Raw genomic sequence first — 26,290 nt, forward strand, 5'->3', positions numbered from 1 at the left:
GGTTTCCGCATCGTGCGCCCGTGTCCCCCGTACCAACGTGGCACGGGGGACACGGGCGCGCGACCCGGCGGCCTCAGACCAGGGTGTCGAGCGCCGCGGCGCCGGCGACCACCCGGCCGCCCTGGTCGTCGTGGGCGGTGCGTGCGGCCGTACGGCGCTCCAGCGCGCCGGAGACGAGGGCGAGCACCAGGGCCGAGGCGGCGAGCGCGGCGCCGACCCAGTTGGGGGCGGTCCAGCCCAGGCCGGCGGCGATCACGAGCCCGCCGAGCCAGGCGGCGAGGGCGTTGCCGAGGTTGAAGGCGCCGATGTTGACGGCGGAGGCCAGGGTGGGCGCACCGGCGGCCTGGTCCAGGACGCGCTTCTGCAGCGGGGGCACGGTCGCGAAGCCGAGGGCGCCGATGAGCACGACCGTGACGGCGGCGCCGGCCTTGGTGTGGGCGGTGAGGGTGAAGACGGCGAGGGTGACGGCGAGGGCGCCCAGGGACACGTAGAGCATCGGCATCAGCGCGCGGTCGGCGTAGCGGCCGCCGATCAGGTTGCCGGCGACCATGCCGAGGCCGAAGAGGACGAGCAGCCAGGTGACGGAGGAGTCCGCGAACCCGGCGACCTCGGTCATCATCGGTGTGATGTAGGTGATCGCCGCGAAGACGCCGCCGAAGCCGAGGACGGTCATGGCCATCGCGAGCAGCACCTGGGCGTTGCGGAAGGCGGCGAGTTCGCTGCGGATGCGGACCTCTCCCCCGGGCCGGGGCAGATCGGGCACGAGGCGGGCGATCCCGAGGAGGCCGGCGACGCCGAGCGCGGCGACGACCAGGAAGGTGACGCGCCAGCCGAGGGTCTGTCCGACGAGGGTGCCGAGGGGGACGCCGACGACGTTGGCGACGGTCAGGCCGGTGAACATCATGGCGATCGCACCGGCCTTCTTCTCGGGGGCGACGAGCTCGGCCGCGACGACCGCGCCGATGCCGAAGAAGGCTCCGTGGGCGAGCGAGGCGACGACGCGGCCGGTGAGCATGACGCCGAAGGCGGGGGCGAGGGCGGAGAGCACGTTGCCCGCGATGAAGAGGCCCATGAGCAGCATCAGCATCCGCTTGCGGGGGATGCGGGTGCCGAGCACGGTCATGACGGGGGCGCCGAGGACGACCCCGAGGGCGTAGCCGGTGACCAGGAAGCCGGCGGTGGGGATCGAGACGCCGTAGTCGGCGGCGACCTCGGGGAGCAGGCCCATGATCACGAATTCGGTGGTGCCGATCCCGAAGGCCCCGACGGCGAGGGCGAGAAGTGCGAGAGGCATGGGGAGGTGCCCTTCAGGGGGAGGTGGTGGTGCGGGGTGCGGCCTGCGCTCATCGATGCTGCCGCCGCTTACGAGCGTCCACATTAATTGCAGACGCGGGATATTTGCAAGCGCGGGCTATTGCGGAGGTGGCCTATCCTGGGGGTCGGGTCATCACCCGCCCGCACGGCATGCTGCGACGCTTCGATGGAGGAGCCCATGACGGCCACGGACAGCGCGCTGACCGCCCTCTCCCAGGGCTGGTGCGCCCTCTCGCTCCTGCACGGCCGGATCGAGGCGCACATCGAACGGGCCCTGCAGGCCGGCCACGGCCTCAGCGTGCGCGAGTACTCCCTGCTCGACGTCCTCAGCCGCCAGCACGACGGGCCGGGCGGGCACCTGCGGATGCACCAGGTCGCCGACTCGGTGGTGCTCAGCCAGAGCGCGACGACCCGGCTGGTCAGCAGGCTGGAGGACCGCGGTCTGCTGAACCGCTACATCTGCGACACGGACCGGCGCGGCATCTACACCGACGTGAGCGAGTCCGGTCTGGCCCTGCTGGCCGCGGCCCGCCCCACGAACGACACCGCCCTGCGCGAGGCCCTGGACGAGGCCGCGGGCAATCCGGAACTGGCCCCCCTGGTGGCGGCGGTGGAGAACCTGCGCAGGCCGTAGGGGGCGCCCGGCGCCTTCGCCGAGACGCCCCCTCGGGCCTATCGTCCGGGGGACGGCGGGGACGAGGTGACGGCCGCGCCCGGTGTCGTGGACGAGCCCCGCGACGGCGTCGCCGATCCGGGCCGCTGCGGGGACGCCTGAGCCGTCGGACCCGCCGACCGGGTGGGCACCGGGGATCCGGACGGGCCCTGTGACGTGTCCCCGCCCGGGGTGGGGCCGGGCCTGCTCGGCGAGGGCGACGGCGGAGCCCCGGTGGACGGGCTCGGGGTCGTCGCCCGCGGCGGGGTCGTCACCTGCGGCGGAGTGGCGGGCAGTTGCGGGCCGGGCTCCGCGTCCGGGGCGAACAACAGGTATCCGATCCCGGCGGCCGCGGCCGCCGCCAGACCCGCGAGCGGCAGCGCCGAGCGCCGCAGCCGCTCCACCACGTGCCGCCGACCGGCCCGCGCCCCCGGCGGGCTCGCCGGGCGCAGCCGGCGGACCTCGACGCTGTCGGCGCGCGCCTGGAGCGCCTGGCGCAGCCTGCGCTCCACGGGGCGCTCGCCCGGGTGTTCGCCGCGGCGTTCGCCGTCGGGCGTCATATCCGTCCCTCCAGATTCCGTTCCAGCGCGTCCAGGCCGCGGCTCGCGTTGGACTTCACCGCGCCCCGGCTGATCCCCAGGGTCGTCGCGATCTCCGCCTCGCTGAGGTCGGCCCAGTACCGCAGTACGAGGACCTGCCGGCGGCGGGGTGTCAGCCGCGCCAGCGCGGCGAGGACCTCACGGTGCGCCTCGTCCAGGACCACGTGGTCCTCGGCGGAGGGTATGTCGACCGCCGGCGGCGGGGTCCAGGACCGTGCGGTGCGCCTGCGGCGCAGGACGGAGCGCGCGGTGTTGACGACCGAGGTGCGCAGGTAGCCGAGGGCGTTGTCGACCTCGGCGATCTGCTCTCCGTGGCGCCGGTACAGGGCGGTGAAGGCGTCCTGGACCACGTCCTCGGCGGTGGCGAGGTCGTCGACGAGCAGCACCGCCAGCCGGACCATGCCGAGCCGGTGCGCGTGGTAGAGCTCGGTGACGGTGGGCGGTCTCGGATCCGCGCCGCCCGCGTGGTCGCGGCCGGGGGCGTACGACGGCCCGTACGAGGGGCCGTGCGCCCGACCGTGGGGCCGGGGGGAGATGCGCGGGGCGGTGGAGCGCTCGCGGCGCAGCAACGACCACAGGCCCCGCCACGCCCGGCCGGGACCGGGCGTGAGGAGGCCGACGGGTGGTGCGAGGTGGAGCACGGGGTTCCTCAGCTGTTCGCGCGGCGCCGCACGGCGTAGAGGGCTCCGGCGCCGGCGAGGACCAGACCGGTCGCCGCCGCCCCCATCGCGACGGTCGTCGCCGAGGAGCCAGTATGCGCGAGCTCGGCGCCCTCGCCCGCCCCGGGGGCCGCGGCGGGCGACGAGGGAGAGGCACTGGGCCTGGCACCGCCGCCCGCGGCACTCGGGGAGGCACTGGGGGCGGCACTCGGGGCGGCGCTCGGGGCGGCGCTGGGGGATGCGCTGTTCCCGTCCTGGCCGCTGGTCGACGGGGTGCTGACCGAGGGAGCGGGCCGGGGGCCGTCCGCGCTGGGCGAGGCGCTCGCCGGAACGCTGGCCGACGGGGAGGGCGCGGCCGGGCCGCCGCTCACGGCGTACGCCGGGCCGGCCAGGGCGACGGCCGTCGCCGCGGCGGCTGCGGCGACGGCGGTGCGGCGGCCGGCCAGGGGGACACGCTTCAGGTTCTTCACGGTGGTTCTCCACGGTCGGGTCGGGGCGCGGGACCGCGCCCCTTCACCCCCGCACGACGCGCGACCCTCCCCGAGGTTGCCGCCCCTGCGGAAAAACTTTCTCGGGGACCAGGACGCGGGAGACCCGCAGTTCGGCGGGGATCCGGCCGGCGGGGAGTTCACCGCCCGCGGGCCGGGCGCCGTCGGCGATGGCGGCCGTCCCGGTCCCCGGCCCGGCGGTGGGGCCGCGTCCGGCCCGCATGGCGGTACGCTGCGCCCGCGCGGGCACGGCGTACCGGCCGTGCGGGCGCGGGGAACCTGGCGTGCGGGCGGGGGAACCGGGCGCCTGCCGCCCCGTGAGTCAGGTCCGGTGAGGGCAGGTCAGGTCAGGTCAGGCGCCGGGCGTAGCAGAACAGGTGCTCCTCGGGGACCGCCAGGTCGTCGGCGGGCTGGAACACCGCGGTGTGGTGGTGCAGCACCTCCAGGCCCCGGGCGGCGAGCCTGGCCAGGTGGTCCTGCGTGGAGAGGCTGCTGACGGTGACCTCGTGGCCCATCCACTCGATGTCCAGGCCCCGGATGTCCCCCGGCACCGTCGCCATCACGAAGTACCCGCCGGGTGCGGTCCACGAGGCCATCCGGTCCAGCGCCGCCGCGACCTCGGGCTGGTCCATGACCAGCAGCGGGAAGAAGGAGCACACGGCGTCGAACCCGCCCGTTCGCGGCGTGTAGGTACGCACGTCGGCCTGTTCGAAGCGGGCTCCCGGGACCCTGGTGCGGGCCAGGGCGACCATCGCCGGTGAGACGTCGATGCCGGTGACGTCGCAGCCGGCGCGGACCAGGGTCGCGGCGGTCGGCCGTCCGGTGCCGCTGCCCACGTCCAGTACGCGGGCCCCCGCGGGCAGCCGGGCCGTGAGCCAGTCGAGGGCCTCGATCTGGCCCGGCACCCGGCCGAACACCTCCTCGTAGCGCTCTCCCAGAGCGTCGAACACCTCTGCCGCTGACTTGCGCCGACTCATCGGGCCGCCCCCTTCGCCTCCGGAGCAACCACCGTACAGGGACGGTCAGGTGGAGGCGGGGACGAGGACGACGGCCGTTCCGTAGGCGCACACCTCGGTCCCGACGTCGGCGGCGTCGGTGACGTCGAAGCGCATCATCAGCACGGCGTTCGCGCCGCGCGCCTTGGCCTGTTCCACGAGCCGGTCCATGGCCTGGTTGCGGGTCTGGACCAGGGTCTTGGTGAGGCCCTTCAGCTCGCCGCCGATCATCGACTTGAGTCCGGCGCCGATCTGGCTGCCCAGGTGGCGGGAGCGCACGGTGAGGCCGAAGACCTCACCGATGACGCGCTCGACCCGGTAGCCGGGAACGTCGTTGGTCGTGACGACGAGGACGCCGCTCTCGTGCGCGCCGGCTCCGCCGCCGTAGTCATCGATACCCATGGCACCCACTCTTGCGCCGCCCGCCCGCGACCGCATCCGGGAAGCCCGCGGTCGGGGCATGGGGGCGGCCGGGGCCGTTCTCCGGTGGACCTCCACCGGAGAAGACCCAGGTGGGCACCTCGCGCTCGCACGGGGTCTGGGTGCCCGGCCGGACCGCCGCCGGATGTCTGACGCATGGCACGCCAACACCCTTGCGTACCAGCCTGGTTGTACAGCGTCCCACCCGGCCGGCCGGCAGCGGCCCTGCCCCCCGGGCCCCGCTGCGAGCCGTGCCCGTACGGGAGAGGGCACGGCCGCCACACCCAGGTGGACAGATTGGGCATATCGGGCTAAAGGCCGGTGCGTCATCGGGACTGCGGGTCCCGCCCTCGTCATAGTCGTCCGTGGCAGCCGCCTGTTGCCATCCCGCGCCGCGCGCCGCGGCCGGATCGGACGTCTTCACAGAGGAGTCGGCTCATGCTGAAGCCCACCAGAACCATCCTCGCTCTCGCCGCAGGCAGCCTGGTTCTCGGTCTGGTCGGGGTGGGCGCCGCCGTCGCGGACGAGGGCCCGCAGGAGATCATCGTCGGCGAGGTGCCCGCGTCCGCGCAGCCGGGCGGGTACCCGTACGACAAGTACGCGTTCGGCAAGGTCGTCTCCAAGGGGCCGCTGAAGGTCCGCAGCAAGCCGACCACCGATTCCCGCGCCATCGGCCAGGTGAAGCCGAACAGCAAGGTCGAGATCGAGTGCAAGAAGTACGGTGAGAAGGTCGACGGGAACCGCCTCTGGTACCGCCTGCACGTCGAGCGCGAGGAATGGGAGAACGGCTCCGGCCGCGAGGAGCGGGAGGACCGCGAGGACCGCGAAGACCGCGAGGACGGTCAGGACCGCGAGGACACGAAGCGCGCGAAGGCCTACGACAAGGAGCACTGGGTCTCCGCCCGCTACGTCAAGAACCTCTCCGAGGTGAAGTACTGCCGCTGACTCCGGTCAGTCCGCCGGGCGTACGGTACGCGGTCCCACGCACCGCGCACCGTGCGCCCGGACGCGTTCGCGCAGTGCGCGGTCGGCCGTGACCACGACCACGGAGCAGCCGTCCCGCGCGTGGGCCGCGGCCAGCTCCACGATCAGGTCGTCACCGCTGCCGGGCGCCGTCTCGACCCGCACGCCGGGCACGGACCCGACGCCGCCGGCGGCGCCTTCGACGACGAGGACGACCTCCTCGCCGCCGTCCCGGTCGGCCAGCCGGTCACGCAGTCGTTCGGCCGCGCCGCGCCGGTCGCGCCACCAGCCGTCCGGCACCGAGCCGACGACGTTCGCGGCATCGACGATCAGCACTTTCCTCACAGGGGAACTGTACGGGCCGGCCGGCCCATCACGGCCGGACAGCCCCAGAGCCCCTAGAAGTCGCCGTAGTTGACCTGCCAGGTGGGCAGGCCCATGCGGCGCCAGATCGCGACGACCCGGTCGCGGTCGTCCAGCGACACCCGCACGGCGTACCGGTGGCGCACGTGCGCGTCGAACAGCTCCGCCTTGACCACGTCGTCACGGCGCGTGTCGCCCGCGGCGCGCATCCACAGCTCGTCGTACGGCACCCGGTGGCGGCGCAGCCAGGACTCGGTCTGCGGCCGGTACTCCTCGCCGCGGCCGGACAGCAGCACGATCGTGTCGCCGTCCGCGCGCCGGAAGGCGTCCAGCGCGTGCCGTACGGGCTCGTTGAGCAGGTCGAGCTCGCAGCGCGTGAAGTCGTACGGACCCCGGTCGCCGGTCAGCGCGAGCGTGCCGTCGATGTCGCACATCACCGCCGCCGGCAGCGCCGGGTCGGGGACGTAGGGCGTCACGGGCGGCGCGGCCACCGCGCCCGAGCCGCCGTTCATCCACTCCGCCGTCAGACGCCAGCCGCCCTTGCGGGCGCTGCGGTGCTTCTCGGCCAGGATGCGGATGACCTCCTCGCCGACCTGGCGTTCGCGGGCGGCGTCCCGGCGCAGGCACTCCTCCAGCGGGACGTCGGTGAAGTCGTGGACGACGAAGGTCGCGAGATCGCCGACGGCCGCCTTCAGCCGCTTGGGGATGTTCTTGGTCAGGTGGGTGTTGTCGACGACCACGTCGAAACCGCCGTCGACGGCCGCGCGGACGGCCGCGTCCTGGACCGCCAGGACCGTCTGCTCGTGGGCGAAGCTGCGGCCCCGACCGGGGTCCGGCAGGTCGAGCATGGCCCGCAGGTCGTCGAGGTTGACGCGCCGCATGCGGCCGCCGGCCTCGGCCTGGAGGGCGCGGGCAGCGGTCGTCTTGCCGGAGGCGGGCAGTCCCGTCATGACGTGGACGACCGGCATGGGTGCCTCCCGCTCCGCGGGCCGCTCGTGCGGCTCCGCCGCCGGGGCCGGCGCCGGGATCCGCGGCGCCGCCTGGGGGGCGCGGGCGGGCGCGGCGGCGGGCGTCCGCTCCCGCGCGGGCGCGGGCGCGGTGGGGCCGTCCTGCTCGGACACGGTCGTGTTCTCCTCGTCGGCGATGTACGGATCTGCGGCGTCCGGCCGTACCCGGCGCCAGGTCGTGAGCTCGGTCGGCCGCCCGTCGAGCCGCATGAACATCGCGGGCCGGACGGTACGGTCGGGCAGCTGCGCGACCGCCCGGGCGAAGGCCCCCCGGTCGCCGGTCAGGTGCGCGAGGCCCGCGTAGGCCTCGTCGATGGCCCGCTCGTGTCGGGCGGCCGCCTCCTCCAGACCAGCGACGACCTCGCGCACCCAGTGGTCGAATTCGTCCGGCACCTGCTCCAGGAGCGCGTCGAGGGGCTTGCCGCCCCAGGCGTCGATGTCGGCGACGGTGCAGTTCAGGCCCTGCGCGAGCTGCTTGGCGGGCAGGCCGGCGAAGCGCTGGATGCCGTGGCCGCGCCAGATGTCCCGGGCGGTGACGCCGGTGAGCACCTTGTGCAGCCGTACGTACTCGGACAGCTTGGCCTTGGCGCGTACGCCGGAGGCGAAGCGCAGGACGAAGCCCTCGGCGTCCATGCCGTTGGCGGGCGCCCCGCCGGGCAGGGTGTTGGACTCGGTCAGTGCGAGCAGCTCGTCGAGGGGCATGGCGGGCCACACCGTGACGACAGAACCGATCCCGTCCCAGTGGGCCGCCGCCTCGGCGAGCGGGACCTCCGTGCCGTCGGTCCGGAAGGCCGCGAGGAGGACGAGGTCGCGCCGGTCGCCGTAGTCGACGACGATGCGGTTCTGCGGGTACAGGATCTCCGCGAGGTAGGTGGTGCCCGGGTGGAGGGCGGCGGTGTCCGCACCGTCGAGGCGGCGCTGTGCCCAGGTGGCCTGGGCACTGGTGAAGGACCCCTTGGAGGCGACCCGCCAGCGGCCCGCGTAGTGGAAGACGATCGCGAGGCTGCCGTCGACCTTGTCGTACACCTCGAACGGCTCGTCGGGGAGGGCCGGGGCGTACGGCTGCCCGGACTCGTGCTCGCCGACGTTGAAGAACTTCGGCAGCGGCAGGGCGACGATCGCGCCGGTCTCGTCGTCGGCGACGAGTCCGCGGCAGCGCGTGGTGACGTCGTTCCACACGCGCTCGTACTGGGCCGTCCGCGTGTACGTGTAGATGGACAGCGGCAGCTCGGGGTGTGACTTGCGGGTCACGTACCCGGCGTCGATCGAGTCCGCCAGGGCCTGGGCGGGCAGCAGGTCATGCAGAGTCAGGGTCTCCTGGCTCATGGGGTCCTCCCGGTTCGAGATGGCTCATTCTCACCTGCGGGAGGGTGTGTCCGGTACTCAATTGTGGCTGGTCCGGGCACTTCCCAGGCGGTTGATGTCCGCGGGCCGCAGGATGTGGCCGGGCACCTCGGTGCCGGGTGTGGCGACGGCGATCATCGCGCGGCCGAAGGCCTCGGAGGTGATCACGAGGTCCGGTGCGAACCTCCGCAGCAGCGGGACGAGCGGCGCGGTGACGGCGTAGAGCACGCGGTAGAGCCGGGTCCTGGAGGGCACGCCGCGCACCGGCTGGACGATGCCGGGGCGGAACATGTAGGCGCGGAAGGGCAGTTCGAGCAGGTCGTTCTCGGTCCTGCCCTTGACGCGGGCCCACATGGAGCGGCCCCGTCCGGTGCTGTCGGTGCCCTCTCCGGAGACGTACACGAACGTCATGCCGGGGTTGGCCGCGGCGAGCGGTCGGGCCACGGCGAGGGTGAGGTCGTGGGTGACGCGCCGGTAGTCCTCCTCCTTCATGCCGACGGAGGAGACGCCCAGGCAGAAGAAGCAGGCGTCGTAGGCGGCCGGGTCGACCCCGGCGGCGGACAGGTCGGACGGGTCGTCCTGCACCCGCTCGCGCAGCTTGGGGTGGGTGACGCCGAGCGGGGAGCGTCCGACGGCCAGGACGCCGTCGACCGAGTCGTCGCGCAGGCACTCGCGCAGGACGCCCCGGCCGAGCATCCCGGTCGCGCCGAAGAGGAGGACGTTCACCTGTGGAAGCGTAGGCGCTGCCGGGCCCCGGCGCACGGGGGCGGGCGGCGCCGCGGGGTCCGGCCGGACCTGCGGTTCCGCGCGGGTGCCCGGCGGCGTTGCGTGGGACTCAGTGGGAGACGCAGAGTTCGTTGCCCTGGGGGTCGGCGAGGGTCGTCCAGGTGCTGGGGCCCTGGCGGCCCTCGTGGAGGTGTTTCGCCCCCTTGGCGACGAGGCGTTCGACCAGCTCCCGCGGATCGTCGTCACCGGTGCGGACGTCGAGGTGCACCCGGTTCTTGACGGTCTTGGCCTCCGGGACGAGCTGGAAGAGGATGCGCGGCGCGCCTTGCAGCCCCTCGGGGTGGCGGATCGCCGCACCCGCCTTCCAGACGAGGGTGCCGCGGTGGGTGGTGGTGTCGTCCTCGGTGGCGTGTCCCGCCGCGATCAGGCCGCGGATGAACTGCTCGTCGCTGGGTTCCACTTCCCAGCCGAGGGCGTCGGCCCACCAGTCGGCGAGCGGGTGCGGGTCGGGCGAGTCGATGGTCACCTGGAACGTGTACGCCATGCCGGGACCCTACTGACCGGCCGCAGGCCGCGCCACAGGACGGGCGCCGTCACGCCGGAGGGACGCCCCGGCGGGGCGGGCGGCGGGCGGCGAGGTGGGAGGAGACGAGCACGGCGACGGTGACCAGCCAGGCCGCCACGGCGATCCAGAGCAGGACCTCCCCCAGCGGCACCAGCCAGGCGATGCCGGCCGGTCCGGCGACGGACAGGCAGGCGGTGGCCGTCATGCCGAGGGGGAAGACGGTGGCCCAGCGGCGGATGTCGTAGCGCGGCCGCGGGTGGCGCAGTTCGGCGGCGAGCAGGACGACGTACCAGACGAGGGACAGGGCGAGCGCGACCAGCGTGACGGTGCGCAGGGCCGTGTGCGCGGGACCCGACCATACGGGTGACGCGGTGAGCCTTGATCCGGCCAGGGCGGAGATGGAGAGCGCCCCGCCCGCCACCCAGTGGTCGCCGGCGCCCCCCGCCACCTCGCGCAGGTCGAACCTGAAGAGGGCGGCCGCGTACAGGAGCAGCCCGAGGCAGAAGGCGGCCAGGGCCGCCCGGGCCAGCCAGTCCTGCCGGCATGCGGCGGCGAGGACCGCCGCGAGGACCGCGAGCCCCTGCGTGGCCACGCAGCCGAGGAAGGCGCCTCCGGGCATGCGGTGGCGCCAGTGCCGGACGACGTTGGACAGCAGGCCGGGCCAGAGCACCGCGGCCAGTGCGAGCAGGGCGGCGGCCACCGTCTGCCACCCGAGGAGGGAGATCCGGGTGCCGACGACGGTGGTCGCGGCGACGGCCGTCAGGGCCGCCGGGGTGTCGGCCTCGGCGCGGAACCGCCCGCGGTCGCCCACGAGCCGGGCCGTGAAGTCGACGGCGAGTACGAGCCACAGGGCGACGGAGATGACCAGGGTGACCAGTGACAACGCCTCGTGTCCCGTCATGTGCAGGGCGACGGAGATGATGCCCGTGGCCATGACGGCGGCTCCCGCCGCCGGCGGGAGGCCGGCCCACCAGCCCGGGCCAGGGAGGATGCTCACGCTTCCAGCGGACCCCACGGGTCGGCGGGCCGCCAGCGGGCTGGGCCGACTGGCGCCCCGACCTCTTGCGCGGCGGGTCCACGCAACGTGTGTGCGATGCACAGCGCGGGGTGCGGTCCGGTCCGCGTCCCACGGCGTGCGGGCCGACGCCGCGCCGTCGTCGTACGGGCGTCCGGCGGCGTGGCCGGAACTCACGCTTGTCACGCCCTGTTAGGGCTACCTAACCTATGGCTCGCTCGCGCTCGAGCACGTTCGGCACGACTTCGGGACCCGTCCCCGACCGAAGGAGCCTCCCCCCATGAACGCACGTCTCGACCACGCCCAGCCCTACGCCGTCGGCCTGTTCCGGATCGTCACGGGCCTGCTGTTCGCCTCGCACGGGGCGGCCTCCCTCTTCGGTGTCCTCGGCGGTGCCCCCGGCGGCGGCACCGTCCCGGCGGGCACCTGGCCCGGCTGGTACGCGGCCGTCATCCAACTCGTCGCCGGCGCCCTGGTCCTCCTGGGCCTGGGCACCCGCGCGGCCGCCTTCGTCGCCTCCGGATCCATGGCGTACGCGTACTTCACGGTGCATCAGCCCGACGCGCTCTGGCCGCTCCAGAACGGCGGCGAGGCCTCCGCGATGTTCTGCTGGGCCTTCCTGCTCCTGGTGTTCACCGGACCCGGCGCGCTCGCCCTGGACTCCCTGTTCGCGTCGCGTACTTCGGCCTCCTCCGAGCAGCGCGACGACACCCGCCCGGAGGCCGTGACCGCCTGAGGGATCGATGCGTCGACAGCTCGGCGGTCGATAGCCTGTCGCGCATGGACGAACTCAACGGGGTGGAGATCGTCGGCTTCGCGGACGCCGAGGCGTTCGAGAGCTGGCTCGCCGAGCACCACACGCGCCAGGAGGGAGTGTGGATCAAGCTCGCGAAGAAGAAGTCCGGCATCGCGTCGGTCACCGCCGACGAGCTCGTCGACATCGGCCTCTGCTACGGCTGGATCTCCGGACAGCGGCGCTCCCTCGACGCCCTCCACTACCTGCAGAAGTACGTGCCGCGCCGGCCGGGGAGCCTGTGGTCGCAGGTGAACGTCGACAAGGTCGCGGCGCTGACCGCCGCGGGCCGGATGCGTGAACCGGGGCTCGCCGAGGTGCGCCGGGCGCAGGCGGACGGCCGCTGGGTCGGCGCCTACGCCTCGCAGCGGACCGCGGGGGTGCCGCAGGACCTCGCGGCGGCACTCGCCGCGCACCCGCAGGCCCGGGCCGCCTTCGAGGCGCTGGACCGGACCGGGCGCTATCTGGTGGCCCTGCCGCTGCTCCAGGCACTGACGCCGCAGACGCGGCAGGCCCGGCTCGAGCGGGCGGTGCGCCTGCTGGCCGGTGCCCCTCCGCGATGAGCGGGTCACGGGCCCACGGGCGAGCCGGTGCACCCGTGGGCCCGTGACGGGCCGGGCCGGGCGCGTCAAGCCGTCAGGCCCGGCCTCCCCCGCGTGGGGAGGCCGGGCCTGACGGGAATCCGGAGCGCGGGGTCAGGACTCCTCGTTGCGCGCCTTCTCGGCCCGCTCCGCGTTGCGCTCCTTGATCCGCACCGCCTCCTTGCGGACCTCGGCCTGGGTGGCCCGCTCCCGCTGGAGCCACTCGGGGGACTCCTGCTTCAGTGCTTCGATCTGCTCGGTGGTGAGGGGCTCGGTGACTCCGCCACGGGCGAGGCCCGCGATGGAGACGCCCAGCTTGGAGGCGACCACAGGGCGGGGGTGCGGACCGTTGCGGCGCAGTTCCTGGAGCCACTGGGGCGGGTCGGCCTGGAGCGCACTCAATTCACTGCGCGAGACGACACCCTCCTGGAACTCTGCGGGGGTGGCCTCGAGGTACACGCCCAGCTTCTTCGCCGCGGTCGCGGGCTTCATCGTCTGGGTGTTCTGGTGCGACGTCATGAGGTCAAGGGTATCGAGCGTGTGCACGGGTTCCGACCACGCCCGGTAACCTTGCGGGGTGACAGGCTCGGAAGTACCCCATGCGTTCCGGCTCGCTTATGTCCCCGGCGTGACCCCTGCCAAGTGGGTGCGGATCTGGAACGAGCGGCTGCCCGACGTCCCGCTGACCCTCGCCCAGGTGTCTTCCGCCGAGGTGTTCGGCGTACTGCGCGCCGGGGACGCCGACGCGGGATTCGTCCGGCTCCCGGTGGACCGTACGGACCTCAGCGCGATCCCCCTCTACACCGAGACCACGGTGGTCGTCGTCCCCAAGGACCACGTCGTGGCGGCGGCCGAGGAAGTCACCGCGGAGGACCTCGCAGACGAGGTCGTGTGGCATCCCCTCGACGACACCCTCGACTGGGAGACGCTGCCCGGACAGCCCGCGATCGAGCGGCCCGCCACGACGGCGGACGCGATCGAGCTGGTGGCGGCGGGCGTGGGCGTACTCGTCGTGCCCCAGTCCCTGGCCCGTCTCCACCACCGCAGGGACCTCACCTACCGGCCGGTCACGGACGCGCCCACGTCCCGGGTCGCGCTGTCGTGGCCGCAGGCGGAGCCCACTCCCGACCTGGTGGAGGAGTTCATCGGGATCGTCCGCGGCCGGACGGTGAACAGCACCCGGGGCCGCCGGCCCACCCCCGCGCAGCCGAAGGCGAAGCGCAAGCGCCCCGAGGCGGGCGCCGGCAAGGGCGGCGCCGCCGGGGCGCGGCACGGGACCGGGGCGGGGGGCGGGGCCGGAAGGTCCGCCTCCGGGAAGTCGGCGGGGAAGAACCCGCGCGGCGGCTCCGGCGGAGCCAAGGGTGGCAGCGGCGCCAGGAGCGGCAAGCCCCGCCGACGCCCGTAGGCCCGCGCAGCGGCCGTCCCGCACCGGCGGGCCGGGACCGCTGCGGCGGGACCCCAGGGGCCGGACTGGGCGGGGACCCGGGGTCCGGACTGCGGGGCAGGACGGTGGTACCGGCCCGTCGGCCCCTCGGTTCGTGGTGCCGGGCTGAACCGTCGGGGGACCGGCCGGTCTCCCGACGGCCTCGCTTCAGGGATCGCGATCGCCTCCCGGTGTATGCAGGAGGGATGGATCTCCGGCCGTCGCTCACGCGTCACCACCGGTCCCGGCAGGCGAGCCACGCGCAGCTGGCGGCGCCGTTCGTGCTCATCGCCGTCGTGACGGTGGTCGACGTCCTGGCCCCGCCCGAGGTGCACCTGGGGCCGTTCCTGGCCGCCGCACCGGCCATGACGGCCTCCTTCGCGGGACCCCGGATGACCGGCTTCGTGGGCCTGGTGGCCGTACTGGCCCAGGTGGTGGTCGCGATGACGCGCACCAGCCTGACCGATCTGAACCACACCTTCCAGATCATCGCGCTCGTCATGATCTCGGTCTTCGTGACCTTCTTCGCCCACCTGCGGGAGGTGCACGAGAAGGAGGTGGTGCAGCTGCGCACGGTGGCCGAGACCGCCCAGCAGGTCGTCCTGCGGCCGCTGCGCGACCGGATCGGCCCGCTCGGGGTGGCCTCGGTGTACCTGGCCGCGGCGGCGGAGGCCCAGATCGGCGGCGACCTGTACGCGGCGGCCCGTACGGCCACGGGGACACGGCTGATCATCGGCGATGTCCGCGGCAAGGGCCTGGAGGCGGTCGGGGACGCCGCGCTCGTCCTCGGCGCCTTCCGGGCCTCCGCCCACCAGGAGGCCGAGCTCTCCGGACTGGTGGACTACCTGGAGGCCGCGGTCTCCGCGGACCTGGACGGCGGGGACGAGGGCGAGAGCTTCGTGACCGCGGCCGTGCTGGAGATCCCGGACGACGAGCCGGTGCTGCGCCTGGTCAGCTGCGGGCATCCGCCGCCGCTGCTCCTGCTCCGCGGCGGCGGAGCCGTGGGGCTCGACGTGGCCCGGCCCGCGCCGCCGCTGGGTCTCGCCGGGCTCGTGGCCGGGGCGGTGACCGCCCAGACCTTTCCCTTCGGGCCCGGTGACGTCCTGCTCCTGTACACGGACGGGGTGCTGGAGGCGCGCGACCGGGCCGGCACCTTCTATCCCCTCATGGAGCGCGTCCCCGCTTGGACCGGCATGCGCCCGCAGGCGCTGCTGGACCACCTGTGCGAGGACCTGCTCGCGCACGCGGCCGGGAACACGCTCGACGACGACGCCGCGATGGTCGCGGTCGAGCGGCCCGCCCGGCCCGCCCGGCCCTGATCCACGGGACCGTGAACGGGCCGGCCCGGATTTGCCAGAATGGGATCATGCTGACCCTGGGGACGATCGTCATGGGCGCCGCGGACGTGCGGCGGGCCGCGGAATTCTGGTCCGGGGCGCTGGGCTACGTACCGCGTGACGGCGAGGTGGACGACAGCTGGACCGTGCTGGTCCCGGCCGACGGCGGCGGGCCCGGACTGGCGCTCGGGCGCAGCCTCACGCCCGTCCAGGACCGCCCCCGCGTCCACCTCGACCTGTACGCGGCGGACGCGGCGGAGCAGGCGGCGGAAGTGGCACGCCTGGTCGGGCTGGGGGCGCGGCACGTGGACTGGGACTCGTACCCGGAGGACCCGGACTTCGTGGTGCTGGCGGACCCGGAGGGCAACCGCTTCTGCGTGATCGACACAACCCACGGCTGACTCCGCCGGGCCGAAGCCGCACCCGTGGAGAGGCGGAACCACACCCGCACCGGGGCGGAACGGAACCGCACCGGGTCGCAACCGCCGCCCCGCCGGGGCGGAGCCGCGTCCGGGGCCGGGGCGGAGCCGTGGCCGGTCGGACGCGACCGCGGTACGCCGTTGCCCGTCGCCGATCTCGCCGGTGGCGGCGGGTTGCGGGCGGCCGGGTGCGAAGGCCGTCGGCCCGCTCCAGCCCGTCGGCGGCGGGTCGGTGCCGGATGGCGCCGCCGATGTCGCAGAGCACGGCGTCGCAGGGGCGTGCGGGCGAGTTCGTCCTCCTGGTCGGCTCGGCCGGCTCCGTCAGGTCCACTCATGACCGCGGCTCCTCCCCCGCCGAGCGCACGGATCCGCGCCACAACGCCCGTGCCTCAGAGCCCCGTTGCACTGTCCGATGCCCGGCGGGGGACCGCCTACCGGGGTTCCTGCGCCGCCAGGCGGCAGGCGCCGGCGGCCGCGCCGCCCGGGACCCCCGCTTCGGTGAGGCCGTTCACGCAGCCCTGGAGGTCCGCGACCACGCCGAGCCGACAGGCGGCCGTGACGGCGTCGGTGGTCTCCGTTCCGGCCTGGGCGGCCATCTGCGTGCAGGCGGGGATGTCCGCCGGGGCGGTAGGCGCGGCAGGGCCGTCAGGGGCCGCGGCGGCGATGCCGCCGAGCGTCAGGATGAGGCCGGTGAGCACCCCGGCGGTTCGGATGGGCCTTCGCATGGAACACACCTCGCCCGCGGTCGGTTCCCCTCCTCCACCGTACGACCGGCTGCACCGCCCCACACCGCGAGCGGGCCGCCGCTTCCTGATGCCCCGCTTTCCCCTTCCTTAAAGGGAACCTAAGACTCATCGAAGCCGCACCGAAACGAACGAATGTCCGTTTCGGTGCGGCTAGCGTGCTGCCGCAACCCCAACTCCCCAGTAACACAGAGGCAGGCACGCGATGGGCAGCACAGTCGGTCACCGGCGCAGGACGAGTCGTAAGGCGAGGGTCACGGGCGCGATCGTGGCGGCGGCGGTGATCGGCGGTGCGGCCTTCGCGCTCACCGGGACCGCCCACGCCGGCTCCGTCGGCGCCGTGTACACCAAGTCCAGCTCCTGGAGCGGCGGTTACACCGGGCAGTACGTCATCACCAACAGCACCGGCCAGGCCCAGTCCGGCTGGACTCTGGAGTTCGACCTGCCGGCGGGAACGAGGATCGACTCGCTCTGGAACGGCACGCACACCGTCGCCGGGCAGCGCGTCACCGTGAAGCCCGCGAGCTGGAACGGGCAGCTGGCGGCCGGCGCCTCCGTCACCGTCGGCTTCGTCACGAGCGGCTCCGGGGCCCCGGGCGACCCGACGGGCTGCCGCATCAACGGGCTGAAGTGCTCCGTGGACCAGGGTGCGACGGCGCAGCCGAGCGGGCGCCCCACCACCCGTCCCACCGCCACCGCGGCCCCGACCACCGCCCCGACCGCGGCGCCCACCTCCGCCGCGCCGACCCGGACCGCGTCGCCCTCCCCCACGGCGACCACCCCCGCCCCGGTCGGCGGTGGCGCCCGCTTCGCCCCGTACGTGGACACCTCGCTGTACCCCGCGTACGACCTGCTCGACACCGCGGCGCAGACCGGTGTGAAGGAGTTCCACCTGGCCTTCATCACCTCCGGCGGCGGCTGCGCCCCGATGTGGGGCGGGGTCACGGATCTCGCGAACGACAGGGTCGCCGCGCAGATCGGTGCGCTGCGCGCCAAGGGCGGCGACGTACGGGTGTCCTTCGGCGGGGCCGCCGGGCACGAACTGGCCCTGAACTGCGCCACCGTGGACGAACTGGCCGCCGCCTACGGCAAGGTCGTCGACCACTACAAGCTCACCAAGGTCGATTTCGACATCGAGGGCGCGGCCCTGCCGGACACCGCCGCCAACGCGCGCCGCTCGCAGGCCATCGCCAAGCTCCAGAAGGCCCGGCCGGGCCTCGACGTGGCCTTCACCCTGCCCGTGATGCCGGAGGGCCTGACCCAGCCCGGCGTGGCGCTGCTGGCCGACGCGCGCAGGAACGGCGTCCGCGTCGACGCCGTCAACATCATGGCGATGGACTACGGTCCGGCGTACAGCGGGGACATGGGGCAGTACGCGATCCAGGCCGCGACGGCCACCCAGGCCCAGATCAAGGGTGTGCTGGGGCTTTCCGACGCGGCCGCGTGGAAGGCCGTGGCCGTCACGCCGATGATCGGTGTCAACGACGTGACCAGCGAGATCTTCACGGTCGCCGACGCGACGCAGCTCGTGGAGTTCGCGTCGGCCAAGGGGATCGGCAGGCTGGCGATGTGGTCCGCCACGCGCGACAAGCAGTGCGCGGCCGGAGCCGTCAACCACGCCGACGCCACGTGCAGTTCGATCCTCCAGCAGCCGCTGGCGTTCACCAGGGCGTTCGCCGCCCTCAAGTAGCGGACGCCCTGGCCGGCTTCGGCCGGATCAGGCCAGGATGCCCGCGCGGGTGGCGATGTCGAGCGCCACGTCGACGCGCGGCGCGGGCCGGCCTTCGCCGTCGGGCGCGGTCAGCAGGGCCGTCACCGCGTCGGCGTCGGCCCTGCCCTCCCGTACGAGCGCCGCGAACCGGTCGACGGTCTGGACGAGGGCCTGCTCGTGCACGTAGGGGACGTCGAAGGAGGAAGCCGTCAGCCGGAGGAACTCCTTGTGCGAGCCGACCCAGGGCGCGGCTCCCTCGAGCCCGTCCTCCCGCAGCTCCTGCGGGTAGGGGATGCGGTGCCAGGCGCCGTTCTCCCACCAGTAGACGAAGCCGAACAGGTTGCCGGCGGCGTCGTCCCGCAGGAGGTCCCAGGGCAGCCAGTCGGGCCCGCCGGCCAGGAAGTCGATCTGCTCGCCGTCGACGTGGGTGTGGCTGCCGTCGGGGTCCTGGCCGCAGAACAGCGCGCGTCCTGCGTCGAACACGCTCAGGCGCCACCAGCCGCCGGCGCCCGTGCCGTGGCACCACAGGCCGTCCTCGTCGAGGGCGAACTCCGTGCCGGTGGTGCAGGCGGCGTCGACCATGGCCATGATCACCGCTCTGGTCCACAACTGCTGGGGGTGGTCGAGGTCTTCGGGCCGGCTCGGCGTGTGCATGTGATCTCCTCCCGGGTGCCGGGCAAGCCTCGCACGCCGCCGGACCGGCGCCGCAGGAGGGTCTGCCACGGCGGCATGCACCCCTCCCGCCCGGTCGCGCCTTCGCAGCGGCGGTCCGCCCCGCGGCGCACGGCAGGATGTGTGCCCGCCCGTGCCCTCGGGCCCGTGAACTCCCCGGCAGCCCCGCGGCGTCGACCTGACGCCCCCGGTGCGCCCCGCCGTCGCCGGCTCAACGGCAGCCGGCGGAGCGGGCGTACGGCCCGTCCCGGCCGGAGGTCCGGCCGGGACGGGCTCGACACTACGACCTTCAGGTGTTGATGCAGGTGTTGCCGGCGGCCGGGTTGAGCGCACCGATCAGGTTGATGCTGTTTCCGCACACGTTGATCGGAATGTGGATCGGGATCTGGACGACGTTGCCCGAGAGGACGCCCGGCGAACCGACCGCGTAGCCCTCCGCGACGGAGTCCGCCGAGGCCGAGGACGCACCGCCGATGACCGCCAGGCCCATCACCAGGGCGAGGCCCGCACTCTTCCAAACACGCGACACGTGGAATCTCCTTGTCGTGCACGACGGCGCCGGAGCACCGCACGGCCCCGAGGGGGGCCGCCCCTCCTTCTTCGGCAGCCGACCACCGCCGACCGAAGCCGGGACGGCCCCGTTCGCTCGAAGAGGTGTCCCCGCGGCCTCCGTTTGGAGGTATCCGGCGCGGTCGGCGCGCCTGCTCCTCCGGCTCGAATTCCCTGTTCGAGCACACCAGTTCGCGTGGCGGGGCACGCTCCGCGACGGCAGAGCCGGCGGGCGGCGAAGCCCGTCGCACCCGACCCGCGCGGGCACCCCGCTCCGCCGGGCGGCGGCTCGCGAACTCCGGTTGCGCGCAAGCCGTTTCGACGATCCGGCGGGCGACGGTAACCGGGCGGCCGCAGGCGCCACCGGGGCGCCGTCGCGGGCACGACCCGGGGGCCGGCGCCGCTCCCGAACCCACAGGGATGGTGACTCAAAGTCACCAATGCTGTACTTTTGATTACGCAGCGCAGTCATCCTGCGTCGTGCTCCCCCTCCGTACCGATCACAAGGAGACGCCGGTGATCGAACGACTCTGGATCCAGCCACCCCTCGCCTTCGCCCGCCTGGGCCCCTCCCCCGTCCCCTGCGACAACCACCGCTACGGGCCCAGCGACCTCACCCCGCGCGGCACCGGCAGGACCACCGTCCTGCCGGACGCGACCCTGGACCTCGCCGAGGACGGCACCCTCACCGAGCGGATGCCGGAGCGGGTGCAGTTCAAGGACGAGGCCGGATGGCGGCCGGTCTGCCCCTACTTCGAGTTGCACGGCGCGTGGACCGTCGGCGGGGTGGCCGGCACCGGCCCCGTGACCGAGCAGGTGCTGGCGGACTGCGGGCTGAGCCTGGCGGACGTCAGGTGGGAGGTCCGCGTCGCGAACCTCAAGGCCCACCACATCACCCAGCAGGCCGGCGACCGGATCGAGGCCCGGGTCGACCTGGCCGGCGACGACCACCGGCGACGCGTCCTCGAAGGCCGATCGCCGCAGGCCGCACAGCAGCCCCTCGTCCCGGCCGGAGAGGTCCTGCCGCTCGGTTCCGTCCAGGTCCCCGCGCCCAATCCCGACCTGCCCGAACTGCGGCTCCGCTTCACCCCGGCGGCCGGCGTCGTCTACGGGCCCCGGGGCCACGACCCCCTGACCGGGTACGAACTGCCGCAGGAGCGCCTCTTCCTCAACCCCGAGGCGGCATGGTCCGGTTTCAGGCTCACCGACACCGACTACCGGACCACTCCCGCCCTGCTCTTCGCGGGTGCGGAACGCGGCTGGCGCAGCCTCGGCCTCGTCGACGACGTCTGCGACGGCACGGTCACCGTCTCGCTGCCCGACGGGCCCCGGGCCACCGCTCGGATCGTGTCCGCCCCGCCCCGCTTCTCGCCCGACCGCAGGCCCTTCGTCTCTTTGGCCGACGGGCTGGCGGACCGGGTGCAGCGCGCGGACGTCCACGACCCCGCCTACGTCGAGGACGAGGAGCAGACCGCGCTCGAAGTCCGCGACCTGTTCGAGCGTGTCCTGGAAACCATGGGCGCGATCAACGTGGACGTGCAGAACGAACGTGCGGCGCGAACCAACGCGGTGATCGCCGCCGGCTCGGGCCTGTCCGCGCAGGACGCCCGCTCCCTGGCCTTCGACCCCCCGGAGCCCCTCCTGGGGCTCCTCCTCGGGCTCACCGAGCGCGGCCGGCGCCGCCACCGCCGGTTCGTGGCCCTGGAAGTGCTGGAGGACATGGTCCGGGAGCAGCCCGACCTGATCGGGCAACAGGTCCGCGCCCCCGCGGCGGTCGACGCCCCCGGCCCGGTGACGCTGGACTCACCGCGGTTCTACACCCGGCAGATGCCCAGCGCGATGCGGGGCTCCGACGCCTATCCGATGCATCTGACACGCCGGCAGTACGACCTGCTCGTGCGCTGGGCGGAGAAGCTGCGCGAGGACACGGAGCCGGACTCGTGACCGTACTGCTCCAGATCGGACGGCGCCCCCCGGAGCCTGCGGAGGGGGGCCGCGCCGCGCCCGCCGCCGGGCCGCCCGCCGCCTGCGCGGAGGCCAAGGTCTTCCGCAGCGCCCAGGGCGCCCACCTGTTCGTCGCGGACGGCAGCCGGGTGTACGACCTGCCCGAGCCGGTCGCGGCCCGGGTGGAGCGGTGGACGGCCACACCTGACGCCTCGCTGCCGGACCTCGCCCGGGAGCTGGACCTTCCGCTGTGGTCGCGGCCCCGGATCGACGGCACGCCCGCCGAGCCGCCCCCGCTCGCCTCGCTCTCCCTCAACGTGATGCAGGCGTGCAACCTGAGCTGCGGGCACTGCTACGCCGACGAGGGACGCTTCGGCGGATCCGCCCGCTCCATGCCGCGGCACACTGCCCACGCGGCGGTCGACCGGCTGCTCGCGGAGGCCGCACCCGGAGCGGATGTGGTGGTCGGCTTCATGGGCGGCGAGCCGCTGCTCGCCCGTGACCTGGTGCACGACGTCGTCGGCTACGCCACACGGGCCGGCGCCGCGGCCGGCCACCCGGTCCGCTTCTCCCTCACCACCAACCTGACCACCGTGCGACCGCAGGACGCCCGGCTGTTCGCCGCGCACCCGTTCACCGTCACCGTCAGCCTGGACGGGGACCGGGCCGGGCACGACGCGCTGCGGCGCGCGCCGGGCGGCGCCAGCGCGTACGACCGGCTGCGGGCCGGCCTGGAGGTGCTCGCCCGGCACGGCCGCCCGCGCCACCTGTCGGCCCGGGTCAGCGTGACCCCGCACACCGGCCGGCTGCCGGACGTACTGGAGCACGGCATCGGGCTCGGCTTCGACGAGGTCGGCTTCGCCGCCGTCGTCAGCGCCCCCGATCCGGCGTACGAGATCACCACGCGGACCTTCGACGGCTTCCTGGAGCAGATGGTCGAGTGCGGGGAGCGCGCCCTGGCCGAGCTGTCGGCCGGGCGGAGCTACCCGTTCGGGAACTTCCTCACCGCCATGCAGCAGCTGCACCGGGGCACGCACCGCCCGTACCCGTGCGGAGCCGGCGCCGGATACCTGAGCGCGTCCGCCGAGGGCGGTCTGTACGCCTGCCACCGGCTCGTCGACGATCCGGCCTTCGCGATGGGCTCGGTCGCCGACGGGCCGGACCCGCAGGCCCGCCGGCGCCATCTGGCGGCCGGGCACGTCGACCGCGCGGAGCCGTGCCGCTCCTGCTGGGCCCGGTACCTGTGCGGGGGCGGCTGCTACCACGAGGTGAGCCGGCGCGGCCGGCCCGGCTGCGACTACATCCGCGGCTGGCTCGCCTTCTGCCTGCGGGCCTACGTCGAACTGTCGCAGGCCGCGCCCGAGTTCTTCCTGCCGCCGCCGGAGCCCGCCGCCACGACCGCCGGGGCCACCGGCCTCGCCTGAAGGAGCCGTACCATGCCCGAACTCCCGCCCCCCGCCGGGAAGTTCTTCCCCCGCAACCTCACCGCCCGCGCCGACTACCAGGTGCGCGGCAACCCGTCCGGCAGCCGCCCCGAGAGCGGTGTCGACAACTGCTTCCCGGGTCTGGAATTCGACCAGCGCAACCTGGACACGGCGTTCTTCCCGGGGCTCAGGGTCGACTTCCACCGCTCCGACGGCGCCCGGGTGCTGTCCATCGTCGGCAGGCCCCCGTTCCCGGACAAGCTGGGCAACGGCGACGTGAGCGACAGCCGTCCCCTCTACATCCGTGCCCTGTGCGGGCGCACCACCGTGGACCAGGGCGAGGAGCAGGCCGTCGTCGTGGACTGCGCCGGCATGGACGGCCTCGACGTGTGGCGCCGCGTCCACGATCTGCTGCCCGGCCGGATCGCGGTGATGATCACGCCGCTGCCCGACCGGTACTCCGCCGCCTCCGTACCCGACGAGGTGAACCGCCTCAACGAGATCCGGATGGCGGGCGAGCCCGAGGTCCGGCGCGGTGACAACGGCGACGTCGACCACGCCGTGCTGATCGCCGACCGGGCCCCGTACCTGGACGACGCCGGGGTGATCGAGCCCGCGGCCTACCTGCCCGGCGAGCTCACGCGCAGCCTGTGCGCCCCGTGGCAGTACGACTTCCGCGACTGCGGCTGCTTCTACTGGGCGGCCTCCAAGCCCGATGTCACCAGCAGCGCGGACGGATCGGTCCGGGAGGTCAACTTCCTGCGCAGGGACCGCGGCGCGCCGCCCGCGCCCGACAGGTCGAGCGACCTCGGCGGGCAGCGCACGGCGCTGGAGCTCACCTACGGAGACCTGGTCCGCGACTGGAACGTCCTGCCCGTGGTCCTCGACGACCGTGAACAGCCCGAGCCCGCCGCGGTCGGACCGGGCGGGGCGGCGCGGCCGGGTGCCCGCTGGAGCGCCCTGCGCGGCAGCGGCGGCACGATGACCCCCGAGCAGGTCGCCGACCGGTTGACGGAGCTCGCCGGGGTGGAACACGCGCTGTGCGTGGAGTACCTGTACGCGCACTACTCGCTGAACGCGCCCTCCGTGCTGCCCGACAGCGCGGACGAACTCACCCGCCGGGCGCACGCGGCCGGGCAGGAGGTGTTCTCCGTCGCCGTGGACGAGATGCGGCATCTGCGCTGGGTCAACGAGGCCCTGGCGATGCTCGGCCGCCGACCGGTTCTCGCCCGCGCGGAGAAGATCAAGCGGGCCACCGAGCACACGGTCACGCTGGAGCGGCTCACACGCGACCGGTTGCAGTGGTTCGTCGACGTCGAGGCGCCGAGCCAGAACTCCGGCGCCGACCCGGTCGATCCCGACGACCCGGACAGCGTCGACGGCATGTACGTCGAACTGCACGCGGCCGTCGTGCAGCACCCGGAGCTGTTCCCCGAGGCCGACCGGCTCGCCCACCTGATCAAGCTCATCATCGACGAGGGCGGCGACCACTGGCTCCGGTTCCGCGCCGTCCAGGGCCACTTGGAGGGGCTCACGGAGCAGCAGTACCTGCGGCCCCTCGCCACCACGGCCCCGGACCAGCAGACCCTGCGCCTGCTCGACCTCAGCGACCGGTCCTACGACGTACTGCTCGGGGTGCTCCGGCAGTCGTTCGAACGGCGCGACACGGCGGGCGGCGCGCTGATGGAGCAGAGCCGGGCGGAGATGCGGAACATGCACGAGCTCAACCACCGCCTCGCGGCGCGCGGCGTGGGACCCCGGTTCACGCTGCCCGCCTGGCTCCTGCCGGGGAGCCCGACCGGCGACCCGCAGGCGGCCGACGGCCGGTTCGTCCGGGAGGCCGCCGCGGCGGCGGCACGGGTACGCGAGACGATCGCGGCCCTCGGCGACGCCTCGCTCCGGGAGATGGCGATCCGCCACCAGAGGGACACCGACGCGCTGCTGGCCGCCCTGGCCCGGCTCGACGGAGGTGCACCGCAGCGCACGCCCGCCCCGTCCGGCCTGCCCGGCGGCGGCGGGTGACCCTCGTCGAGATCGCCGGTTCCGGGCTGGCGGAGCTCACCTGTGCGCGGCTGCTCGCGGACCGGGGCCACCGGGTCCGGCTGGCTGCGCCCCGGCCGCCCGCGGGGGCGGCCGGAGCCGGGCCGCGGCCCCTGCTGCTGACCGGACCGACGCTGGAGCTCGTGGGCTCGCTCTGGGGCGGTGGGCTGCTGGAGGGCGGCTGGCCGCTCACCCACCGCCGGGCGCGTTGGGGGGCCGGGCCGTCACCGGCCCGGTTCCCTCAGCCCGGGCGGGCGGTCGACGGGGCGGTACTGGCTGCCCGGATGCGGGAGCGGCTGGGCGCCGGGGACCTGTCCGGGGAACCGGCGGCGTGGACGGTGACGGCCGCTCCGGGCGGGTCGGCCGTTCACGCACAGGCCGGACGCAGAAGGCTGCTGACGGGCACCGCCCCCGTACGGCGCCCGCGCGAGCAGGACACGGCCCGGCTGGACTGCACCGGGCTGGGCTGGGTCCACCTGACGCCGCTCGGCCGGGGCGACTGCCTCGTGCAGGCCATGGTGCCCGGGCCCGCCGAGGACCCGGCCGGGCTCCTCGCCCGGCTGCTGGCCGAGTCCGGCCTCGCGAGCGGGCTGCGCCGGGCGCCCCGTACGGCGGCGGCCCTGGAGGCGGCGCCGCGCATCCACCGCGCGCCGGCGGTCCCGCCCGCTGCGGGCCGCGGCGGGCTGCTGGTCGTCGGGGCTGGCGCCCTGCGCCAGGACCCCCTCAGCGGCACGGGCACCGCTCAGGCGCTGCGTACGGCGATCCTCGCCGCGGCGGTGGTCGACACGGCCGCGGCCGGCACGTCCGCGAGCGCACTGTGCGCCCACTACGCGCACCGCCTGCGCGCGGCCCACCTCGACCACCTGGCCACCTGCCTGCGGCTGTACGCGGCGGCTTTCGGCTCCGCTGCCTGGCGGGACGAGATCGACGCCACCCGCCGCGCACTGCGCGGCGCCGCGGCCGGTACGCTTCCGGGTCGATCGGACCGTGCCGTTGCCGAGCCCCCACAGGAGCCACCACCCCGATGACCTCCCTCCGCGAAGTACGCGACAGCGATCTGCCCGCCTTCTGGGAGCAGCTCCGCGACCCCGCGGCGCACCAGGTGGCCGCCGTCACCAGGGACTACCACTACGAGCGGGCCCCCTTCGAACGCCACTGGGCGAAGGTCCGCTCGGATCCCGACGTCCTCGTGCGCACCGTGCTCGCCGATGGCGAAGTGGCCGGGCACGCCGCGGTGTACGGGCCGCCGCACGAGCGGGAGGTCACGTACTGGATCGGTCGGGCGCACTGGGGGCGCGGGATCGCCACGGAGGCGCTCGCGGCGCTGGTCGCCCTGGAGGGCACCCGCCCGTTGCACGCCCGGGCGGCCGCCGACAACGCCGGGTCGATCCGGGTGCTGGAGAAGTGCGGCTTCGTCGTCACCGGGCACGGGCGGGGCTTCGCCCGGGCGCGGGGCGGCGAGATCGACGAAGTGCTCCTCACCCTGGAGTGAGCCCCGTCGGGGCCGCGCGCGGCGGCGCCCGGTCCGCATCGCTCGGACCGGG

General features: G+C 74.4%; 28 protein-coding genes. 13 read left to right on the forward strand and 15 right to left on the reverse strand.

Going from position 1 to position 26,290, the window contains the following annotated elements; translation table 11 throughout:
* Positions 1-73 precede the first annotated feature (73 nt).
* Entirely contained in the window at positions 74-1,294 is a 1,221-nt protein-coding gene (locus AVW11_RS29570) for an MFS transporter (protein ID WP_076046536.1), read from the reverse strand.
* Between the two features lie 198 nt (positions 1,295-1,492).
* On the opposite strand from AVW11_RS29570, the gene AVW11_RS29575 reads away from it, so the two are divergent.
* Entirely contained in the window at positions 1,493-1,948 is a 456-nt protein-coding gene (locus tag AVW11_RS29575) for a MarR family winged helix-turn-helix transcriptional regulator (RefSeq protein WP_030843362.1), read from the forward strand.
* 38 nt (positions 1,949-1,986) lie between these two features.
* Here the strand turns inward: AVW11_RS29575 and AVW11_RS29580 are convergent, their stop codons facing one another.
* The 5 genes from AVW11_RS29580 to AVW11_RS29600 form a co-directional block, all read right to left on the reverse strand.
* Positions 1,987-2,526, reverse strand: coding sequence for a hypothetical protein (locus AVW11_RS29580; RefSeq protein ID WP_076046537.1), 540 nt, complete (start codon positions 2,524-2,526; stop codon positions 1,987-1,989).
* Entirely contained in the window at positions 2,523-3,206 is a 684-nt protein-coding gene (locus AVW11_RS29585) for an RNA polymerase sigma factor (protein ID WP_076046538.1), read from the reverse strand. The genes AVW11_RS29580 and AVW11_RS29585 overlap by 4 nt, the downstream gene beginning before the upstream one ends.
* A gap of 8 nt (positions 3,207-3,214) precedes the next feature.
* Positions 3,215-3,694 carry an LPXTG cell wall anchor domain-containing protein gene (locus tag AVW11_RS36870; RefSeq protein ID WP_076046539.1) on the reverse strand — a complete coding sequence of 160 codons (480 nt, stop codon included), beginning with the start codon at positions 3,692-3,694 and terminating at the stop codon, positions 3,215-3,217.
* 365 nt (positions 3,695-4,059) lie between these two features.
* Entirely contained in the window at positions 4,060-4,689 is a 630-nt protein-coding gene (locus tag AVW11_RS29595; protein WP_076046540.1) for a class I SAM-dependent methyltransferase, read from the reverse strand.
* Positions 4,690-4,734: 45 nt separating this feature from the next.
* Positions 4,735-5,109, reverse strand: a complete 375-nt coding sequence (locus AVW11_RS29600) for a YbjQ family protein (protein WP_030843377.1) — start codon at positions 5,107-5,109, stop codon at positions 4,735-4,737.
* A gap of 456 nt (positions 5,110-5,565) precedes the next feature.
* On the opposite strand from AVW11_RS29600, the gene AVW11_RS29605 reads away from it, so the two are divergent.
* On the forward strand, positions 5,566-6,072 hold the full coding sequence (locus tag AVW11_RS29605) for an SH3 domain-containing protein (protein ID WP_076046541.1): 507 nt from the start codon (positions 5,566-5,568) through the stop codon (positions 6,070-6,072).
* Between the two features lie 6 nt (positions 6,073-6,078).
* Here the strand turns inward: AVW11_RS29605 and AVW11_RS29610 are convergent, their stop codons facing one another.
* The 5 genes from AVW11_RS29610 to AVW11_RS29635 all read right to left on the reverse strand — a co-directional run bounded on the left by AVW11_RS29610 (position 6,079) and on the right by AVW11_RS29635 (position 11,092).
* Positions 6,079-6,435 (reverse strand): NYN domain-containing protein, encoded by a 357-nt coding sequence (locus AVW11_RS29610; RefSeq protein ID WP_030843382.1) that lies wholly within the window; start codon positions 6,433-6,435, stop codon positions 6,079-6,081.
* Positions 6,436-6,488: 53 nt separating this feature from the next.
* On the reverse strand, positions 6,489-8,786 hold the full coding sequence (locus tag AVW11_RS39020) for a phosphatase domain-containing protein (RefSeq protein WP_276209121.1): 2,298 nt from the start codon (positions 8,784-8,786) through the stop codon (positions 6,489-6,491).
* A gap of 57 nt (positions 8,787-8,843) precedes the next feature.
* Positions 8,844-9,530 (reverse strand): Rossmann-fold NAD(P)-binding domain-containing protein, encoded by a 687-nt coding sequence (locus AVW11_RS29625; protein WP_030843384.1) that lies wholly within the window; start codon positions 9,528-9,530, stop codon positions 8,844-8,846.
* 109 nt (positions 9,531-9,639) lie between these two features.
* Entirely contained in the window at positions 9,640-10,074 is a 435-nt protein-coding gene (locus tag AVW11_RS29630) for a VOC family protein (protein ID WP_030843386.1), read from the reverse strand.
* Positions 10,075-10,123: 49 nt separating this feature from the next.
* Positions 10,124-11,092: a tellurite resistance/C4-dicarboxylate transporter family protein gene (locus AVW11_RS29635; protein WP_225885039.1), complete on the reverse strand. Its 969-nt coding sequence runs from the start codon at positions 11,090-11,092 to the stop codon at positions 10,124-10,126.
* A gap of 298 nt (positions 11,093-11,390) precedes the next feature.
* On the opposite strand from AVW11_RS29635, the gene AVW11_RS29640 reads away from it, so the two are divergent.
* Both AVW11_RS29640 and AVW11_RS29645 read left to right on the forward strand, forming a co-directional pair.
* Positions 11,391-11,846, forward strand: coding sequence for a DoxX family protein (locus AVW11_RS29640; protein ID WP_030843390.1), 456 nt, complete (start codon positions 11,391-11,393; stop codon positions 11,844-11,846).
* Positions 11,847-11,890: 44 nt separating this feature from the next.
* Complete coding sequence (locus AVW11_RS29645) at positions 11,891-12,466, forward strand: YdeI/OmpD-associated family protein (protein ID WP_076046543.1); 576 nt, start codon at positions 11,891-11,893, stop codon at positions 12,464-12,466.
* A gap of 132 nt (positions 12,467-12,598) precedes the next feature.
* Here the strand turns inward: AVW11_RS29645 and AVW11_RS29650 are convergent, their stop codons facing one another.
* On the reverse strand, positions 12,599-13,003 hold the full coding sequence (locus tag AVW11_RS29650; protein WP_030843394.1) for a DUF5997 family protein: 405 nt from the start codon (positions 13,001-13,003) through the stop codon (positions 12,599-12,601).
* Between the two features lie 58 nt (positions 13,004-13,061).
* Between AVW11_RS29650 and AVW11_RS29655 the strand changes: the two genes are divergently transcribed.
* The 3 genes from AVW11_RS29655 (at position 13,062) to AVW11_RS29665 (ending at position 15,645) form a co-directional block, all read left to right on the forward strand.
* The gene (locus AVW11_RS29655; protein WP_030843397.1) at positions 13,062-13,889 is read left to right on the forward strand and encodes a LysR substrate-binding domain-containing protein; all 828 of its coding nucleotides are present in this window, start codon (positions 13,062-13,064) and stop codon (positions 13,887-13,889) included.
* Between the two features lie 224 nt (positions 13,890-14,113).
* Positions 14,114-15,226, forward strand: a complete 1,113-nt coding sequence (locus tag AVW11_RS29660; RefSeq protein ID WP_076046544.1) for a PP2C family protein-serine/threonine phosphatase — start codon at positions 14,114-14,116, stop codon at positions 15,224-15,226.
* Positions 15,227-15,273: 47 nt separating this feature from the next.
* Entirely contained in the window at positions 15,274-15,645 is a 372-nt protein-coding gene (locus AVW11_RS29665) for a VOC family protein (RefSeq protein WP_030843402.1), read from the forward strand.
* A 449-nt stretch (positions 15,646-16,094) separates the two neighbouring features.
* On the opposite strand, the gene AVW11_RS29670 is transcribed toward AVW11_RS29665, so the two are convergent.
* A complete protein-coding gene (locus AVW11_RS29670; RefSeq protein WP_060177547.1) occupies positions 16,095-16,388 on the reverse strand; it encodes a hypothetical protein in 294 nt (97 codons plus the stop codon).
* Positions 16,389-16,611: 223 nt separating this feature from the next.
* On the opposite strand from AVW11_RS29670, the gene AVW11_RS29675 reads away from it, so the two are divergent.
* Complete coding sequence (locus AVW11_RS29675; protein WP_076046545.1) at positions 16,612-18,096, forward strand: glycoside hydrolase family 18 protein; 1,485 nt, start codon at positions 16,612-16,614, stop codon at positions 18,094-18,096.
* A gap of 27 nt (positions 18,097-18,123) precedes the next feature.
* Here the strand turns inward: AVW11_RS29675 and AVW11_RS29680 are convergent, their stop codons facing one another.
* Entirely contained in the window at positions 18,124-18,771 is a 648-nt protein-coding gene (locus AVW11_RS29680; RefSeq protein ID WP_076046546.1) for a hypothetical protein, read from the reverse strand.
* A gap of 307 nt (positions 18,772-19,078) precedes the next feature.
* Positions 19,079-19,318 (reverse strand): chaplin, encoded by a 240-nt coding sequence (locus AVW11_RS29685; protein WP_030843411.1) that lies wholly within the window; start codon positions 19,316-19,318, stop codon positions 19,079-19,081.
* Positions 19,319-19,854: 536 nt separating this feature from the next.
* Here AVW11_RS29685 and AVW11_RS29690 point away from each other — a divergent pair.
* From AVW11_RS29690 to AVW11_RS29710, 5 genes are read left to right on the forward strand one after another with little or no spacing between them, the layout of a single operon-like run.
* On the forward strand, positions 19,855-21,282 hold the full coding sequence (locus AVW11_RS29690; protein ID WP_060177544.1) for a hypothetical protein: 1,428 nt from the start codon (positions 19,855-19,857) through the stop codon (positions 21,280-21,282).
* Positions 21,279-22,706, forward strand: a complete 1,428-nt coding sequence (locus AVW11_RS29695) for a radical SAM/SPASM domain-containing protein (RefSeq protein WP_079250850.1) — start codon at positions 21,279-21,281, stop codon at positions 22,704-22,706. The genes AVW11_RS29690 and AVW11_RS29695 overlap by 4 nt, the downstream gene beginning before the upstream one ends.
* Positions 22,707-22,718: 12 nt before the next feature.
* Positions 22,719-24,728 (forward strand): ferritin-like domain-containing protein, encoded by a 2,010-nt coding sequence (locus tag AVW11_RS29700; protein ID WP_076046547.1) that lies wholly within the window; start codon positions 22,719-22,721, stop codon positions 24,726-24,728.
* Positions 24,725-25,774, forward strand: coding sequence for a hypothetical protein (locus AVW11_RS29705; protein WP_076046548.1), 1,050 nt, complete (start codon positions 24,725-24,727; stop codon positions 25,772-25,774). Before AVW11_RS29700 ends, AVW11_RS29705 begins: the two co-directional genes overlap by 4 nt.
* Positions 25,771-26,238 carry a GNAT family N-acetyltransferase gene (locus AVW11_RS29710; protein WP_060177540.1) on the forward strand — a complete coding sequence of 156 codons (468 nt, stop codon included), beginning with the start codon at positions 25,771-25,773 and terminating at the stop codon, positions 26,236-26,238. The genes AVW11_RS29705 and AVW11_RS29710 overlap by 4 nt, the downstream gene beginning before the upstream one ends.
* The last annotated feature ends 52 nt before the right edge of the window (positions 26,239-26,290 follow it).

The organism is Streptomyces amritsarensis, from assembly GCF_001953875.1.
GTDB lineage: Bacteria > Actinomycetota > Actinomycetes > Streptomycetales > Streptomycetaceae > Streptomyces > Streptomyces amritsarensis.